Annotated in this window: 16 protein-coding genes, 3 tRNA genes and 1 pseudogene; 2 read left to right on the forward strand and 18 right to left on the reverse strand. The window is 43.0% G+C overall.

What is annotated here, in order from left to right; all coding sequences use genetic code 11:
* Positions 1–118: 118 nt before the first annotated feature.
* The 10 genes and pseudogenes from ltrA to rplM form a co-directional block, all read right to left on the reverse strand.
* A complete protein-coding gene (gene ltrA, locus WMO31_RS04095; RefSeq protein WP_195509585.1) occupies positions 119–2,026 on the reverse strand; it encodes a group II intron reverse transcriptase/maturase in 1,908 nt (635 codons plus the stop codon).
* Positions 2,027–2,732: 706 nt separating this feature from the next.
* Positions 2,733–3,530: pseudogene (locus WMO31_RS04100) on the reverse strand (type IV secretory system conjugative DNA transfer family protein); the annotation flags it as partial.
* Positions 3,527–4,027 (reverse strand): PcfB family protein, encoded by a 501-nt coding sequence (locus tag WMO31_RS04105; protein ID WP_007886614.1) that lies wholly within the window; start codon positions 4,025–4,027, stop codon positions 3,527–3,529. The gene WMO31_RS04105 and the pseudogene WMO31_RS04100, both read right to left, overlap by 4 nt.
* A 98-nt stretch (positions 4,028–4,125) precedes the next feature.
* Complete coding sequence (locus tag WMO31_RS04110) at positions 4,126–4,437, reverse strand: DUF5720 family protein (RefSeq protein WP_008728385.1); 312 nt, start codon at positions 4,435–4,437, stop codon at positions 4,126–4,128.
* A 50-nt stretch (positions 4,438–4,487) separates the two neighbouring features.
* The gene (locus tag WMO31_RS04115; protein WP_007886611.1) at positions 4,488–5,348 is read right to left on the reverse strand and encodes a DUF6017 domain-containing protein; all 861 of its coding nucleotides are present in this window, start codon (positions 5,346–5,348) and stop codon (positions 4,488–4,490) included.
* 67 nt (positions 5,349–5,415) lie between these two features.
* Positions 5,416–5,706 carry a DUF5720 family protein gene (locus WMO31_RS04120; protein WP_118217502.1) on the reverse strand — a complete coding sequence of 97 codons (291 nt, stop codon included), beginning with the start codon at positions 5,704–5,706 and terminating at the stop codon, positions 5,416–5,418.
* Positions 5,707–5,718: 12 nt separating this feature from the next.
* Entirely contained in the window at positions 5,719–6,648 is a 930-nt protein-coding gene (locus tag WMO31_RS04125) for a ParB/RepB/Spo0J family partition protein (protein ID WP_367999260.1), read from the reverse strand.
* Positions 6,605–7,426 (reverse strand): ParA family protein, encoded by an 822-nt coding sequence (locus WMO31_RS04130; RefSeq protein ID WP_367999261.1) that lies wholly within the window; start codon positions 7,424–7,426, stop codon positions 6,605–6,607. The genes WMO31_RS04125 and WMO31_RS04130 overlap by 44 nt, the downstream gene beginning before the upstream one ends.
* Before the next feature lie 467 nt (positions 7,427–7,893).
* Positions 7,894–8,295, reverse strand: coding sequence for a 30S ribosomal protein S9 (gene rpsI, locus WMO31_RS04135; RefSeq protein ID WP_015522999.1), 402 nt, complete (start codon positions 8,293–8,295; stop codon positions 7,894–7,896).
* Positions 8,296–8,314: 19 nt separating this feature from the next.
* Positions 8,315–8,743 carry a 50S ribosomal protein L13 gene (rplM, locus tag WMO31_RS04140; protein WP_015523000.1) on the reverse strand — a complete coding sequence of 143 codons (429 nt, stop codon included), beginning with the start codon at positions 8,741–8,743 and terminating at the stop codon, positions 8,315–8,317.
* A 316-nt stretch (positions 8,744–9,059) separates the two neighbouring features.
* Between rplM and WMO31_RS04145 the strand changes: the two genes are divergently transcribed.
* A complete protein-coding gene (locus tag WMO31_RS04145; RefSeq protein ID WP_046432338.1) occupies positions 9,060–9,473 on the forward strand; it encodes an adenine nucleotide alpha hydrolase family protein in 414 nt (137 codons plus the stop codon).
* A 274-nt stretch (positions 9,474–9,747) separates the two neighbouring features.
* Here the strand turns inward: WMO31_RS04145 and WMO31_RS04150 are convergent, their stop codons facing one another.
* From WMO31_RS04150 to guaB, 7 genes are all read right to left on the reverse strand, one after another.
* Positions 9,748–10,272, reverse strand: coding sequence for a GNAT family N-acetyltransferase (locus tag WMO31_RS04150; RefSeq protein WP_337606641.1), 525 nt, complete (start codon positions 10,270–10,272; stop codon positions 9,748–9,750).
* The gene (locus WMO31_RS04155) at positions 10,254–10,415 is read right to left on the reverse strand and encodes a hypothetical protein (RefSeq protein WP_021883900.1); all 162 of its coding nucleotides are present in this window, start codon (positions 10,413–10,415) and stop codon (positions 10,254–10,256) included. Before WMO31_RS04155 ends, WMO31_RS04150 begins: the two co-directional genes overlap by 19 nt.
* Before the next feature lie 245 nt (positions 10,416–10,660).
* Positions 10,661–10,748, reverse strand: a tRNA-Leu gene (locus WMO31_RS04160).
* Positions 10,749–10,757: 9 nt separating this feature from the next.
* A tRNA-Glu gene (locus WMO31_RS04165) sits at positions 10,758–10,832 on the reverse strand.
* A 5-nt stretch (positions 10,833–10,837) separates the two neighbouring features.
* Positions 10,838–10,914, reverse strand: a tRNA-Met gene (locus WMO31_RS04170).
* A 183-nt stretch (positions 10,915–11,097) separates the two neighbouring features.
* Positions 11,098–12,048, reverse strand: coding sequence for an ROK family protein (locus WMO31_RS04175; protein ID WP_367999262.1), 951 nt, complete (start codon positions 12,046–12,048; stop codon positions 11,098–11,100).
* A gap of 55 nt (positions 12,049–12,103) precedes the next feature.
* Positions 12,104–13,582 (reverse strand): IMP dehydrogenase, encoded by a 1,479-nt coding sequence (guaB, locus tag WMO31_RS04180; protein WP_337567072.1) that lies wholly within the window; start codon positions 13,580–13,582, stop codon positions 12,104–12,106.
* A 235-nt stretch (positions 13,583–13,817) separates the two neighbouring features.
* Here guaB and WMO31_RS04185 point away from each other — a divergent pair, with 235 nt between their 5' ends.
* A complete protein-coding gene (locus WMO31_RS04185) occupies positions 13,818–14,633 on the forward strand; it encodes a hypothetical protein (RefSeq protein WP_117931264.1) in 816 nt (271 codons plus the stop codon).
* Between the two features lie 115 nt (positions 14,634–14,748).
* Here the strand turns inward: WMO31_RS04185 and WMO31_RS04190 are convergent, their stop codons facing one another.
* A complete protein-coding gene (locus tag WMO31_RS04190; protein ID WP_367999263.1) occupies positions 14,749–15,147 on the reverse strand; it encodes a DUF2752 domain-containing protein in 399 nt (132 codons plus the stop codon).
* Positions 15,148–15,149: the final 2 nt, after the last annotated feature.

Below are 15,149 nucleotides of genomic sequence, written 5' to 3' on the forward strand. Positions count from 1 at the left end.
GGTTTTGATATTATCTCCACCTTTTCCCCCACTTCACACCGGACATGCGACTTTCACCGCATCCGGCGCTCCATCGATTGTCTTCACGAGACATTTAATCAGTCACCAAATTTAAGTTTTATATTATTGCTGACAGGTTCGCCTGCTCTCGCAGACTATTGATTTTCACGAGCATCTTTTTTGTGATATTGAGTGTTTTTATCAGGTCTTTTATTACTGCTTGGGGCAGTTCTTGTAACAGAATCAGGTATTTTTTATGAATCAGAACCATGTTTTTATATCTTTCAAATCCACCAAGTGCTCTTGGTACTTTGAGCCATACAGCTACATGTTCCGCATCTGCGAATTCTTCTCCACTGATTGCACATTTTCCCTTTTGAGCAGAAAATAAAGATATTTTACTGTCATGGTATTCTGTGCTATGACCAACGGATATTTTTTCTCTCAGTCCTTTCAGAACATACTGATTAAGGTTAAGTTCTGTATGAATCGGAGCACGACCTTCTTTTGTATAACTACAAACGATTGATCTCTTCGCCATCGGTATTTTATTTTTGATGAATGCAATCGGATAGATCATCTGGTCAATTCCTGAAACATATCGAATCATTTTTGACTGTCCGAATCTTTCCTTTTCTGCTTGGGTGATAGTTCCACCCTCACGTTTTAGCATACTTCCTGTTTCTGTATTTAACCTGTTCGTCAAAACTGTCATTACTCGCCTATGGAATTCTCTGCAATCAATACTGATACAGGTGGCAAGCTGATAGTAATTCTGTATGCCTAACACCATAGAGTTATATAGCTGAATTTCTGATAAACAACTTTTTTTCTCTCGGGGTTTTGCGATGTTTTTCGCTTGTTCCACTAGCTTTGCTCTTTCAATTTCAACCTTTTTGTCACAGATTGCCGACTGCACCACATATTTATGATGCTTCAACCTTACCCTTATTTTGAATCCAAGAAACTCTGACCACCGTTTTCTGGTGTTCACAATCCTTGTTTTCTCAGGGGACACCTCTAATTTCAACCTCTCTTCAATCCACGCCGTAACCGCTTCTTTTGTCCTGACTGCGTCCTCTTTCGTTCTACAGAAAATCCTAAAATCATCCGCATACCGAATGATATGCATTTCTTTCATTTCTGTGTTTTTCATAATCCTATAACCATGGCTTTTATCAAAAACTTTAGTTTTTCCGATTATTCTTTCTCGCCCTCTGCTTATAGCAATCGGATTTTCCTCCCATTGACTAGCTATCCACCAATCCAATTCATTTAGGACGATGTTTGCCAGTAGTGGTGAGATAATTCCTCCCTGTGGTGTACCCTTGTTGGGCAGTACCGTTGTATTATCGGGCATTTTAATTGGAGCTGTTAGTATTCGCTTGATAATAAAAATCAGCGTTTTATCATGGATACCCAGCGACCATATCTGTCTGATTAACTTGCTATGATTTACGTTATCGAAAAATCCTTTAATATCAAACTCAATAACATAATGAAGGTTCATCATTTGAAGCATGGTGTAGGTTCTGTTAATGGCATGTTCAACGGATCTATTCGGACGAAATCCATAACTGTTATTGCAGAACTTTGCTTCGCAGATTGGTTCCATGATCTGCTTGATACATTGCTGTATCAACCTATCCCATATGCATGGGATTCCCAGCGGACGTGTTTTTCCGTTTGGTTTCGGGATATCTTTCCGTCTTACAGGCTTTGGTCTGTAGCCGTGTTCGCTTCCCGTAACAATAAATCTCACTCTTTTTACCACATCATCAGGAGTTTGACTCCCAATATCTGTGATGTTCTTTTTGTCTGTTCCTGCCGTGTAGCTGCCTTTGTTCGCTTTGATGTTTCGGTACGCAAGTAAAATGTTATCCCTGCTCAGTATCAAATCCATAAGATTCTCAAATACTTCACCGTTCTGACTTTTTTGATATAGTTCATCAAAAGTACCTTGCATTCCGTAGTACTCCGCATGACGCAGGTCATCTACACATAATGTTTTACTTTTCTTTGGCATAAGGCATCACCTCCTCTCGAAAGTGACCCTTTTGGTCTTACTCGTAATCCTTATCATTAGACTGAATAATGCCTGTTTATTTCAACCGACTTGTGACCATTCCTCCGAGTTCCTCTTTTTCGCAGAACTCATCATAAGTTCGATCACGGCTTTTCAGCACCAGTTCACCTGCTTATTTTCTTCGTCAGGCTATCCCCTAATGGAATCTGGTGCCTTTCCACGTTCCGATAATCCTATCTGTACATATATCCTTAGATCTCTGCTATAGTCCTGTCAGCTTGGATGTGCCTGTAACACAACATGGTCGTTCGTAGGGCGAATTTCTACTGAACCACACTGACTGCGCTTTAACGCACCCATACATTTCTATATGGTCTTCTTTTAGAACCGTACATTCGCAGTTTTCGTCAGTTTACTCGCCAAAGTAAACATTCTAATCATAGATATTTTATAGATCCTAGACCTATAGGTAGCGCACCCCACCTCTGGGGCGTTTTCGAGAATCTTTTGGCAGATTCCTACGACTACTCTCGGTCGTTGTCACGGAGCTTCTCACCCCAACCATTACAGCTGACGCAAGTCCGTCAAGGATAGACGTTTCAGGGCGTTACCCCATCATTCCACCTATCGGATTACCAGTTCACAGACTGGTTATTATTTAATAAACCAACACTGTGCGCAGACTTTTTACCGCCTGCGAACGTGTCGCACTGACCCAGAAATCATCTCCGGCCTTGCCCTCGCCTTTGGTATTAGCGATCAGCGTTGTCACCAGCTTCAAAATATCCTTTTCCGAGTGGATGTATGCAAAGGGGTTATAGTGCATGGACTTCTTGAAGTTGATGGTATTTAGAACCTTGATGCGGTAAGACTCATAAATGACCTTGCCATGCTTATCCTTCATGGGCTTTCCGTCCTTCCCCAGCTTGGGTGCACCCCTTTGGAGCATTTTTCCGCACTCCACCAGAATTGTTCCCTTCGGGTCCGTCACAACATAGGAGCTGTGCATCTGCATCAGGTTGGGTTTCAGCCAGAATCGGGTCTTACCGGAACCGGAGCCGCCAATCACCAGTACATTTTTGTTTCTGGCAGTCTTGGGGTCCTTGGGGCGGCTGTTCATGGTCAGGCTCTCCGTTTTCGTCAGAATCACATTGTTCTGAAATACAGGATCAACGTAAGGTGCAATATCCTCACGGGTTCCCCAGCGGGCCGAACCATATTCCAAACCATGTCGATATTTCTTGGCGTTCTTGCTTTTAAGATACACCGCCAGCCTCAGACCAACACCGCAGCACAGCCCTACCAACAAGTCCAATGGATGCAGGCTTGGCCAGAAACTTTGCAACGCCCCAGGCAGAACCGCAACCAGCGAAAGAAACTTTTCTGAAGCATCCTCCCCTTGTGCCATTCGCCATGCCTCTCCAAAATTGGTAGCAAACAGCCCCAGCAGGATATACGGCATATTCAGCAAAATGAGCTTTTTGATGTCCAATGTCTTTTTCATCGTTCCAGCTCCTTTCGCTTGGTGCGATCCACCACAGCATTTTTAACCATCTCTTTGAACTGGTTAAGTTTTGCCAGTACGGACGGGCGCTCTGTTTTCGTTGCCTTTTTGACCTTTTTGTTGGTGTACTCTGTAAAAGCTGCTGTCAGAGCATCTGCATCACGGCCTTTGAAAAAAATCAGGTACTTTGGCGGAGAACTGCTGCGGTCCTTTTTCACCGCATAATCCACACCATATTTCCGGGCGATTTTCTCAAACTCCTTGATAGAGGGGTCTGTGATCTCAATGTTGGATATTCCCTGATTCTGCCCGACAAGCTGCTTCACAGTCTGTTTTCCATGCGGAACAACCGGCGCATCACGGCTTCTCTGTTTTTCCAGCTTCTTTTCCTTTCGATGTGCCATGTACTTGCTTATGGCAGCCTTAAACATTCTGCCGGTAAACTTTGTTCCACTGACAACCAGCGTCAAAGTTCTGTTTTCCACTTCTTCCTGCATTTTCTCGCCTCCTTTCCACGAAGTTTGCAGGGAATCTCTTTTTTTGCTAAGGCGGAACCACCAGCCGCCGCAGAAGATAACGCTTCATACCGCCCTCCTTAGCGTAACTGGTCAGAACGGTCATAGTGCAGATTGCCCTGACGTACCTTTGCGTGGCTCAAAATCTTAATCTGCCCCTTTTCCTGACTATCCAGTGCTTTTTCATAACCGGTATCCGACAGGAACAGGCGGGTTCGTTCGCCTTTCCAGCCAACAGGGGAATCGTTCGTCAGCACATCAAAAATAATCATGTGCCGGGTGTCCTCCGCAAAACGCTGGAGATCCATATATCCATGACCGTGATAATTCTGCGCTCCTGCCTTTGCCCGCATTTCTTCCATCAGCTGCCCTATGGTCTTTCCCTCAGACATCATGCTTGCTCCTTTCTCCCGGCAGTTCCGGGCAATAAAAAAGCGACCATTTACCAGCCGCCATACAGATCGTGATTTACTTGTGAGGTGTAATGATTGCTTATCGTGGTCGGTGCATTGAACAGAACGGTCAGAAGATACTGCTTCATGTTACGAATTTCCGTGGTGTTCTTCTGTAAACAGTCCATGACAAACTCAATGTGCGAGTTATCCAGCTTCAAGAACCTGGAACGAACAATTTCATGCGGAAAATCACTTCCTGCAATACGGGTGGTCTTTCGCTTTGCACAGACCGTTTCCACGATTAGCTCCACAATCTCATCCAAATCCTCCCGATAAGTTTCATACTGCTGACACAGGTATTCATACCCGATATTCTCCTGAATCAATTCCCGATAACTCTCTATCTCTGTGAGTGACATCGCATCCCTTCCTTTCCGTTCCGGCAGACAATCTGCCGCGCAATCCCGGAAGGGAATGGAATCGGTACTTGATCCATAAATATTTTGTTTTTGAGTATTAGATTTCTCTATATTTAATTCTGCGGGCTTTTCCGTATCCGGTTTATCCATATACGGGTTTTCCGTATCTGGTGAATCCGTATCTGGTTTTCTGAGCTGTGGCTGCTCATATATGACATACTCCGTATCACTGATGCGTCCCTGGCGGTCACGCAGTTTGTGCCGCACAATGTAACCGGCAGCCTCCAATTCCCGCAACGCGGCACCTATGGCATCCACACCCTCCTTACAGATCTTTGCAAGACCACGGGTGGTGTAATTCCAGTCTTCTGGCAAAGACAGCATCATGGAAAGCAGCCCCTTGGCTTTTAACGACAGGTTTGCATTTCGTAAATGATGATTGCTCATCACGGTATAATCACGGGTCCGTTCAATGCGAAAAACGGCCATCGACCTCACTCCTTCCGAATTTTGGGTACAAAAAAAGCCACAATCCCAAATCAAAGAATTGTGGCGTTCAACTTTCTCTATATTTTCTTGTGCGTTTCTTTCCCGGCTTAAAGTCGAGGATGTGTCCCTCAACAACACGGGCATACCGCTTGATTTTGATTTTCCGGCGCTGCTGGTCTTGGAGAGCATTCTGATAGCTGTCCTCTGCAAGAAACAGACGCATTTCATCACCTCTGCTCCCGTAAGCACTACACGGATGGAGAACAACAAACTCAATCATCCATCGGGTGCTGTCCTCAAAGCGTTCCACGGCAAGAATGTTATGTCCTTTCAGCTCCCTTGCTGAAATATCTTTCATAGGCGGCTCCTTTCATCGCTCCTGGTCTCTCTGACGCTTTTTCTGCCATGCCTCCAGCAGCTTGATGATGGTTTCCTGCATCCGCTGGGGCGTATAGCTTTTAGGGAAATATTTCCGCAAGGTGTCAGAGGTAAATGTCACTCGGTCCAGATCGCTTTTCTTTTCCTCACCCATGATGACACGCATCATATCGAGGGTCAGATGCCCCTCCTGACTGTATTTTTTGAGCCGCTGGGCTTGAGAAAGAGAAGGGGTAGCCTGTTCGCTGTCCATCGCGTCCAACAGGTCTACCTGTTCCTCCTTTTTGAGAAAGGACAGCTCATAGGCGGGATTTAAGGCAATTTTCTTTTCATCCACCATGTCCAGCAGTTTGGGAATCAGCTCAGTCAAGCGAATAAATCTCTGAACCTGCCTTTGACTTTCTCCTGCTTGATTTGCAACCAGCTGAATTGATGTCTGCGACTTCTCGCCAACTTGGCGAGAAGTTAAATCTGAGCGTTCTCCCTGATGTTTTATAGCCTCCAACTTCATTTTATAGGCAAAGGCCCTCTCACTTGGAAGCAGGCTTTCTCGTTGCAGGTTGCTGTCAACCATAATGATCGTGGCGGCATCATCGTCCAGATCACGGACAATTACCGGCATGGTCTCTTTTTCTGCCAGTTCACTTGCTCTGTGCCGTCTGTGTCCGGCCACCAGTTCATAACCGCCCTCCGGGTCCGGTCGAGCAATCGCCGGAACCAGAACGCCATACTGCTTGATACTGTCAGCGGTCTCCATCATGGCTTCGTCATCCTTGACTTTGAATGGGTGGTTCTTAAAGGGATGCAGTTCAGACAGCGGAATCTCCTGAATCTTTTCCAGCTTTGCATCCTGACGGCCTTCTTCGGTGGAGAACAGATCATCTACCGAGGCCAGCTCTATTTTTTTCGCGCTGCTTTTCAAGTTTCAACACCTCCTTCGTCAGATTTCGATACCCCTCTGCCACCTTGCCTCTAGGGTCATGGGCGAAAATACTTTTTCCCTCTGCACTAATTTCCTTTGCCCGGACAGAATGGGGGATTTCCGTTCCAAAGACTTTGATTTTACTTCCATAGGTGTCCCGCAGCAAAGCAGCAATCTCTTTGGCAAAGTTGGTGCGGTTATCCACCATCGTCAGCAGGATACCGTCAATCTGGAGCTTTGGATTGATCTGCCGTTTCACCTTACTGACCGTAGATAGAAGCTGTTCCAGCCCTTTGGCGGGCAGATACTCTGCCTGAACGGGAATTATGATCCTGTTCGCAGCCGCCAGCGCATTGACCGTAAGCATCCCCAACGAGGGCTGACAATCAATCAGGATATGGGAATATTGTCCCTTCAGTGTGTCCAGGTATTGCCGTAAAATTGTTTCACGGCTCATGGCGTTTACCAGAGAAACCTCCATACCGGAAAGCTGAATATCCGCAGGCATCAGGTCAACGCCTTCTGCATGATGCAGAATACCTTCTCCGGGGCGTATAGGATGATCCATCAGAATTTTGCCCATTGCATCCGACAGTGTAAATGGCAGCTTGTCCGGTTGCGGATTTCCCAAGCTGATTGTCAGGCTTCCTTGTGGGTCCCCGTCGATCAGAAGCACTTTCTTTCCGGCCTGTGCCAGACCTATTCCCAAGTTCGCACAGGTTGTTGTTTTGCCAACGCCGCCTTTCTGGTTGGCGATGGCGATGATTTGTGTGTTCATGACTTCACCTCATTTCTGATTGTTGCTGTTGTTTCTGGAAATAGAAAAAGCCGCCACTTCAAAATCATAAAGTGACGGCCCTTTCTAATGCCGGAATCTCTGAAACAAAAAAAGCACCCAGTTATTTGTTACTGAGTGCCTGCATTAGAATCGTATTTAATTGTTCAGATTTGGTCAGATTATGCCAAACCCTCCAGCGAAAAATCCGGTGTCTGAGAGTGCCAAATCACCCTCAAAAATACCCCCGAAATTGCTCTCTGGTTGTCCTATTTTTTAACCACTAAGGCCGTTTTTTGACCCCATTTTTGCCGGTTGTCCTATATTTAACCACTAAAAATTGGGTGAAATCGGCTCTCGTTTTGCCAAATTTGGTCAAACCATATCAGCCCGTTTAGATATAGCAAAAGCCCGGAAAACCTTGATTTTCCGGGCTTTTTGAACCATTTTGATATAGTCTGAGCAGTCGATTATCGTTTGCTGAACTGCGGAGCGCGACGAGCTGCTTTGAGACCGTATTTCTTACGCTCTTTCATTCTCGGATCACGAGTTAAGAAGCCTGCCTTCTTGAGTTTGCCACGGAGATTCTCTGTGTCATACTGAAGAAGAGCTCTTGAAATACCGTGACGGATAGCACCGGCCTGGCCTGTTACGCCGCCGCCTGATACTCTGCAAACGATGTCGAACTTCTCGTCTGTTTCTGTAAGAGCGAGAGGCTGTCTTACGATGAGCTTGAGTGTTTCAAGACCAAAGTAATCGTCAATGTCACGATCGTTGATTGTGATTTTGCCTGTGCCCTGATAAAGTCTTACACGAGCAACAGAACTTTTTCTTCTGCCTGTACCGTAAAAATAAGGTGTCTTATCGTACATTATCTTTTGCCTCCTTCAATTAGTCTTCAATCATTGCAGGCTTCTGAGCCTGATGATTGTGTTCTGCACCCTCAAAGAGTCTTAATCTTAAAAGAGCTGCTCTGCCGAGTGTATTTTTAGGAAGCATACCCTTAACAGCAAGCTCCATAGCCTTTGTAGGCTTTGTTGCCATAAGTGTATCGTAACGAGTTTCCTTAAGATGGCCGATATAGCCTGTGTGGCGCTGCCACTTCTTCTGTGTGAGCTTGTTACCTGTAAGAACAGCGTCCTTGCAGTTGATGATGATTACATGATCACCACAGTCAACATTGGGAGTAAAAGTAGCCTTGTTCTTACCTCTGAGGAGAGTAGCTGCCTGAGCTGCTACACGACCGAGTGACTTGCCGGCTGCATCAATTACATACCAGTTGCGCTCAACTTCGTTTGGTTTAGCTAAAAAAGTTGACATAACAATATCCTCCTGTATTTTTTCACTGTGAGATTGATTATATTACAATTTATGCCCATTGTCAACACTTTTTTGAAAAAATTTAATTTAGCTTTGAACAATCTCTCAAATACGCTTGTTTACTCTCATATACTCTCGTATACTCATATACTATTTTTAAAATAATTTTCTGAAAATGCTGATAAATACTGAATTTTTTAAATTTTGCGCACATTTATTAAAAAAGCAAAAATTCACAATAAGTTCACAATATGAATATTTTTCCGTCAAAAACGGCTGTTATGATATAGTCACAATAAAAAAGGAGGTGAAAAAATTGAAAAACACGAAGTCGGCAGTTCTTGCCTGCGTCACAAGTCAGTACAACTGTGACAGAATTATCCGAATTGCCAAAGAAATTGCCGACAGCTCTGATTGCGAACTCAGAGTTATGAGCGTTTTAAAACCGATGTCAGACTATTCGTCAGTAAGTGATGAAATCGAGTATCTTTACCTTATTGCAAAGGAATCGGGTGCAGATATGACCGTAATGTTTTCAGATGACGCACCAAAGGTTACTGCCGAATTTGTAGGTGATAACAATGTTGAACGCATTGTAACGGGTATGCACGACGGAAAAGACAACAGCTTTCTTGTAAAGTTTAACGAGCTTTCCCCCACAACCCCCATAACCATGGTTTCTAAGGACAATATGGTTTACAGCATGGATTTGTGCAGATCCTATTCATAAATTTTTTTGATACAAATTTCCTTTCTCTCCACCAAACATACACAAATACAATTTTATTAACACCGAAGAATCGTATAAATCTTTCTTCTTAAAATATACTCTCTCCGAAAATGACCTGCTGTTTTTCAGTAGGTCATTTTCATATATATCTGCCATCGGCGAACTATGTTTGCTACGCAAGCTATACAGAAACTGTTTCAACATAAGTTTATGTTGCCAACCAAATTATAAAAGCCTTGCAATTTTTTTACTTGCAAGGCTTTGTTGTGTTTAATTATAATGTAAAAAACATCGGAATACACCCGTCAATATAGTTGTAAGAATCCTTTTTCATAAACTCTGTAAATTCACAAAATCCATTTCTTTTGTAAAAGTTTACAGCCTCGGGTACTGAATACAATAAGATATAATCAAAAGAAATTGCTTCTTCGGAAATCTCAATCAATTTTTTCAAAACCTCACACAACATTAAATCGCTGAATTTAAAATCATCGTCATAAGATTTATGCTGATAGGTTCTATCTATTGCAAAATATTTTATTTCGGCTGCAGGATAAGTTATTGAATCATTTTCATAAGCTTTTTTCAGTCCTGATGCACAATAGGTACAATATCCGATTATCTGACCATTTGTTTCATCCAGAAAAACAAATGTAGTTCCCTCGTCATTTTCTTTCATCTGTATAAGCTTTTTGTCAAGTTCTTCTAAACCACAAGAAAATTCCTCAATTAATTCAATGTTAATTGAGGAAATTCTTTTAAATTTATATTTAAACTTTTTTACTTTTTCAAATCCCACTCAACATCACCTTTGTTGTGCTTTTTCAACCTATCCTGAAGAAGATGTTTTCCGGAATGCTCTTTTGCTTTTTTATCGAAATTTTCAACCTTATCAACAGCAACTTCAAATGTTTTATCCATTGGTACTGCAAGAACAGCCATATTAGTTTCCTCCTTCGTATTATTAATAGCACACCACACCCTTTTCTTTAGCATACAAATATCTGTATGCAACAAAAAAGTATTTATACTATCTGCTTTAATTTTAAACTAATAAACATATCTTGTCAATGATATATTCACAAATAATCAAGAAAGACCATCCAAAACGGATGGTCCTTAAACAGCAACAACTATACAATTAAAAAATCACCGAAACGAAAAAAACAGCCCTCGTGGCTGTTTTTTGGTGCCGGTGACCGGACTTGAACCGGTACGGTCGCAATGACCGAGGGATTTTAAGTCCCTTGTGTCTGCCTATTCCACCACACCGGCAAATATATTTGGTGACCCGGACGAGAATCGAACTCGTGTTACCGCCGTGAAAGGGCGGTGTCTTAACCGCTTGACCACCGGGCCAAATATGGTAGCGGAAATAGGACTTGAACCTACGACACTTCGGGTATGAACCGAATGCTCTAGCCAGCTGAGCTATTCCGCCATGTAATACATGAGGATTTCTAACCGAAATCAGCAAGATTTATTATAGGGCAAAAAGGACGATTTGTCAACACTTTTTTTAAATTTTTTCAAAAAAGTTTTTATTATTTTAAGGATCCGCTTTTCGGGCAGAAAATACATTTTTCCGCCCGAAATCACGAAGTAAATTTTAACAGTTTGTCAATTATTCAAGAAAAGCCGCACCGATAATGCCTGCATCATTGCCAAGGCTTGCCTTGCAGATGATTGTCTGCTTATCGTTATGCTTTGTATATCTTTCCTTTTCAACAATCGTACGGAGTGGAGCAAGAAGATTCTCGCCCTGATTTGAAATACCGCCGCCGATACAAAGGATATCCGGCTGGAAAATATTAATAATATTCACAAGACCGCAAGCGAGATAACCGATATACTCGTCAATTACGGTTTTGGCATTTGCATCACCTGCAAGAACAGCATCAAACGCAGTCTTGCCTGTAACCTTGTTAATATCACCGTCACATGACTTGAGCATATAACTGAAGTCGAAGTTTTCCTTGAGGATTTCCTGCTTTGTGAGGTTAATAAGACCTGTTGCAGACGCATACGCCTCCCAACAGCCCTTTCTGCCGCACGCACATTCCTTACCGTCTTTAACGATAACCATATGTCCAAGCTCAGCACCTGCATAGTTAGAACCGCTGTAAATCTTGCCGTTAATAATGATACCGCCGCCGATACCTGTGCCGAGTGTTATTGCAATCGCATTTTTTGCACCCTTTGCACTGCCTGCAAGATACTCGCCGAGGGCAGCAGCGTTTGCATCGTTTTCAACGCAAATCTTTGTATTGAGTCTTTCCTCCATCATCTTGACAACCTGCCAGTTATGGAAGAAAAGATTAGCCGAATACTCTATAACGCCTGTTTTCGGATTAACCGCACCCGGTACACCGATACCGATTGACTCAATATCATCAATTGTGAGTTTTGCTTTTTCAATTGCCTTTAATGCAACATCTGCCATACTGTCGCAGATTTCGCTTTCGGGACGGGGTACATTTGTTTTACAGCTTGCCTTTGCGATAATTTCGTAATTTTCGTCAACAACACCGGCTACAATGTTTGTTCCGCCCAGATCAATTCCGAGTCTGTACATAAACTGTCGGCACATCCTTTTCTTTTATTTTATGCAAATATTTATGATTTATCAATTATGAATGATAAGAGTAGTTAGGAGCTTCTTTTGTAATCTGAATATCATGCGGATGGCTTTCACGCAGACCTGCACCTGAAATCTGAACAAATCTTGCCTTTTCATGAAGATCCTTGATTGTTGCACAGCCTGTGTAACCCATACCTGCACGAAGTCCGCCGAGCATCTGATAAATTGTGTCTGAAAGCGGTCCCTTGTAAGGTACACGACCTTCAACGCCTTCGGGAACAAACTTGTTGTTACTTGCCTGGAAGTATCTGTCTGCACTGCCTTTGCCCATTGCTCCGAGACTGCCCATGCCTCTGTAAACCTTAAACTGTCTGCCCTGATAGATTTCGTTGTCTCCGGGGCTTTCGGCACAACCTGCAACAAGTGAGCCGACCATTACAACACTGCCGCCTGCGGCAAGTGCCTTAACGATATCACCGCTGTACTTGATACCGCCGTCTGCGATTACAGGGATACCGTACTTTGACGCTTCACAAGCGGCGTCATAGATAGCTGTAATCTGAGGAACACCGATACCTGCAACGATTCTTGTTGTGCAGATAGAGCCCGGACCGATACCAACCTTAATAGCGTCTGCGCCGGCGTCAATAAGAGCCTTTGCTGCTTCTGCCGTAGCAATGTTACCTGCGATAAGAGGAAGGTTCGGATATGCTTTCTTAACCTTTGCAACAGACTGAACAACATTTGAGTTATGACCGTGTGCTGAGTCAAGAACAACAACATCAACCTGTGACTCAACAAGAGCGGCAACTCTGTCAAGAACATCCTTTGTAGCACCGATAGCGGCACCGCAGATGAGTCTGCCCTTGTCATCACGGGCAGAGTTGGGATACTGAACGCTCTTTTCAATATCTTTAATTGTGATAAGTCCTTTAAGACTGCCGTCCTTGCCGACAATCGGGAGCTTTTCGATTCTGTGCTCACGGAGAATCTGCTGAGCCTGCTTAAGAGTTGTGCCGACAGGAGCGGTAACAAGGTTTTCGTGCGTCATAACAGCAGAAATCGGCTGTGCAAAATCGGTGCCTGTCATAAAACGCATATCACGGTTTGTAATAATGCCGACAAGCTTGCCGTCACGGCAAATCGGAACACCTGAAATTTTGTACTTACCCATAAGTTCATCTGCATCTCTTACTGTGTTCTCGGGAGAAAGGAAGAACGGATTAACGATAACACCGTTTTCACTTCTCTTTACTCTGTCAACCTGATCTGCCTGCTTTTCAATTGACATATTCTTATGAATAATACCAACGCCGCCCTCACGAGCCATGGCAATTGCCATATCTGTTTCGGTAACAGTATCCATAGCGGCAGTCATAAGCGGAGTGTTAAGCTTGATTGTCTTGGTAAGATGAGTTGACACATCAACATTCTTGGGTTCAACATCTGATTCGCCCGGAATAAGGAGAACATCGTCGAATGTAAGGCCCTTCTTGCCAAATTTTTCGTCATAACTTGTATTCAGCATATTATTCCTCCATACTACAAAATTCGATTTTTATTGTTACCTATTATTATAACAAATCGACCTGTGATTATCAAGACAGAAAAAGTTTTTTTAAACAAAAAATTTGTAATTCATTTTTCTGTATTGACAATATGTTCCGTAAATTATAAAATAGTATTGTATTGCCTGTTTTACTGAATATTTGCTTTATTTTGGTTACCGTGACAGGCTTATTATGTGATAACAGAGGTATAAAATGAACATAACAAAACAGATTTTCAAAAAAAGCGTTTTAGTCGGTACAATCGCTCTTTCGATTGCAGTATTTGCAGGATGTTCCGACTCGGCAAATTCTTCAACAGCTGATACCACAAAACCCACTGAAGCTCAGACAACCGTACAGGCTACTGAAGGCACTGCAAAATCCGGTACGACGAATGAATCGTTTGACTTAAAATCATTGCATACCTGCAAAGAAAATGACGAAGATGACCTTGTAGGCACATGGCAGATAACCTCGGGCGAGGGTTCGCAGTATGCAAGCTTTTACTATATGTTTAACGGCGAGGGCAAGTCTATACTCATCAGCGGAACTTCGGGATATTTCGGCAAATACAGCTACGATACCGATGATGACAACAATCCGACATTTACCACAAAGCTTGTTTTCGGATTGAACGGAACTTACACCTACAAGCTTTCAGATGACAAAAAAACTGCCGAGCTGACAAATACGGATACAAAGGCGGTTTCAACGCTCAAGAAAACAGACGATCCCGACTTTATTCCCACCCCCGACAAAGACGCATCAATTGATGATAAGCTTGTAGGCTGTTGGAAATCAGAAAGCGGTGAGTATCTCTGCTTTGACAAGAGCGGAATTATGTATCAGAATCTTTTTGACTATATGTTTGCATATTCAAACTACACGGCAAGCGAAGGTAAAATTGTTTCAACATACACAACCTCCGACAAAAAAACAACAGATAAATACACATACTCTGTTGACGGCGACACTCTTACACTCAACAATGATACATACTCAAGAATTTCTTTCAGTGATTTAAAGTGATAAATCACCGTTGATTCAATGTTGAAAACTTCTCGTATTTTCTTAACATCATAACAACAATCCCCGAACACAAAAATGTTCGGGGATTTCTAATTTTCAGAAAGTTATTAACATTTTATCCATACGGTCTTAAAATGTCAAAAGGCGGAAGATTTCTGACAACTCCGAAAACGAGCAGTATTCCTATCAGCACAAATGTCAGAACCGTGTCGAATTTTTTCAGAGTAAGTCTGCCGTACCTTATGTAGCCGTAAAGCATTTTTCCGAGCAGATACAGAATGAACGGTGAGATTACAAACAAAACCTGATTGCACTCAAAAGCACCTTTAAAATCAAGCCGCAGAATATGTGTAAGCATACCGGTTACACCGCAGCCTGGGCAATAAAGTCCCGTTATTTTGCGAAAAACACAAGGAATTGCAAAGCCTGTAAACGAAACAATTAAATAATATAAAACACCGGCTGCGACCAAAATAATCGCAGCCGTTGAAAATTTTAATAATCTTTTTTTCATTG

The organism is Ruminococcoides intestinale, from assembly GCF_040095935.1.
GTDB lineage: Bacteria > Bacillota > Clostridia > Oscillospirales > Acutalibacteraceae > Ruminococcoides > Ruminococcoides intestinale.

Excerpts from the sequence above, each read along its gene's own strand:
- ltrA (WP_195509585.1), bottom strand. The coding sequence starts at position 2,026 with ATGCCAAAGAAAAGTAAAACATTATGTGTAGATGACCTGCGTCATGCG.
- WMO31_RS04105 (WP_007886614.1), bottom strand. The coding sequence starts at position 4,027 with ATGCAGGAAGAAGTGGAAAACAGAACTTTGACGCTGGTTGTCAGTGGA.
- WMO31_RS04110 (WP_008728385.1), bottom strand. The coding sequence starts at position 4,437 with ATGTCTGAGGGAAAGACCATAGGGCAGCTGATGGAAGAAATGCGGGCA.
- WMO31_RS04115 (WP_007886611.1), bottom strand. The coding sequence starts at position 5,348 with ATGGCCGTTTTTCGCATTGAACGGACCCGTGATTATACCGTGATGAGC.
- WMO31_RS04120 (WP_118217502.1), bottom strand. The coding sequence starts at position 5,706 with ATGAAAGATATTTCAGCAAGGGAGCTGAAAGGACATAACATTCTTGCC.
- WMO31_RS04130 (WP_367999261.1), bottom strand. The coding sequence starts at position 7,426 with ATGAACACACAAATCATCGCCATCGCCAACCAGAAAGGCGGCGTTGGC.
- rpsI (WP_015522999.1), bottom strand. The coding sequence starts at position 8,295 with ATGTACGATAAGACACCTTATTTTTACGGTACAGGCAGAAGAAAAAGT.
- rplM (WP_015523000.1), bottom strand. The coding sequence starts at position 8,743 with ATGTCAACTTTTTTAGCTAAACCAAACGAAGTTGAGCGCAACTGGTAT.
- WMO31_RS04155 (WP_021883900.1), bottom strand. The coding sequence starts at position 10,415 with ATGGCTGTTCTTGCAGTACCAATGGATAAAACATTTGAAGTTGCTGTT.
- WMO31_RS04175 (WP_367999262.1), bottom strand. The coding sequence starts at position 12,048 with ATGTACAGACTCGGAATTGATCTGGGCGGAACAAACATTGTAGCCGGT.
- guaB (WP_337567072.1), bottom strand. The coding sequence starts at position 13,582 with ATGCTGAATACAAGTTATGACGAAAAATTTGGCAAGAAGGGCCTTACA.
- WMO31_RS04185 (WP_117931264.1), top strand. The coding sequence starts at position 13,818 with ATGAACATAACAAAACAGATTTTCAAAAAAAGCGTTTTAGTCGGTACA.
- WMO31_RS04190 (WP_367999263.1), bottom strand. The coding sequence starts at position 15,147 with ATGAAAAAAAGATTATTAAAATTTTCAACGGCTGCGATTATTTTGGTC.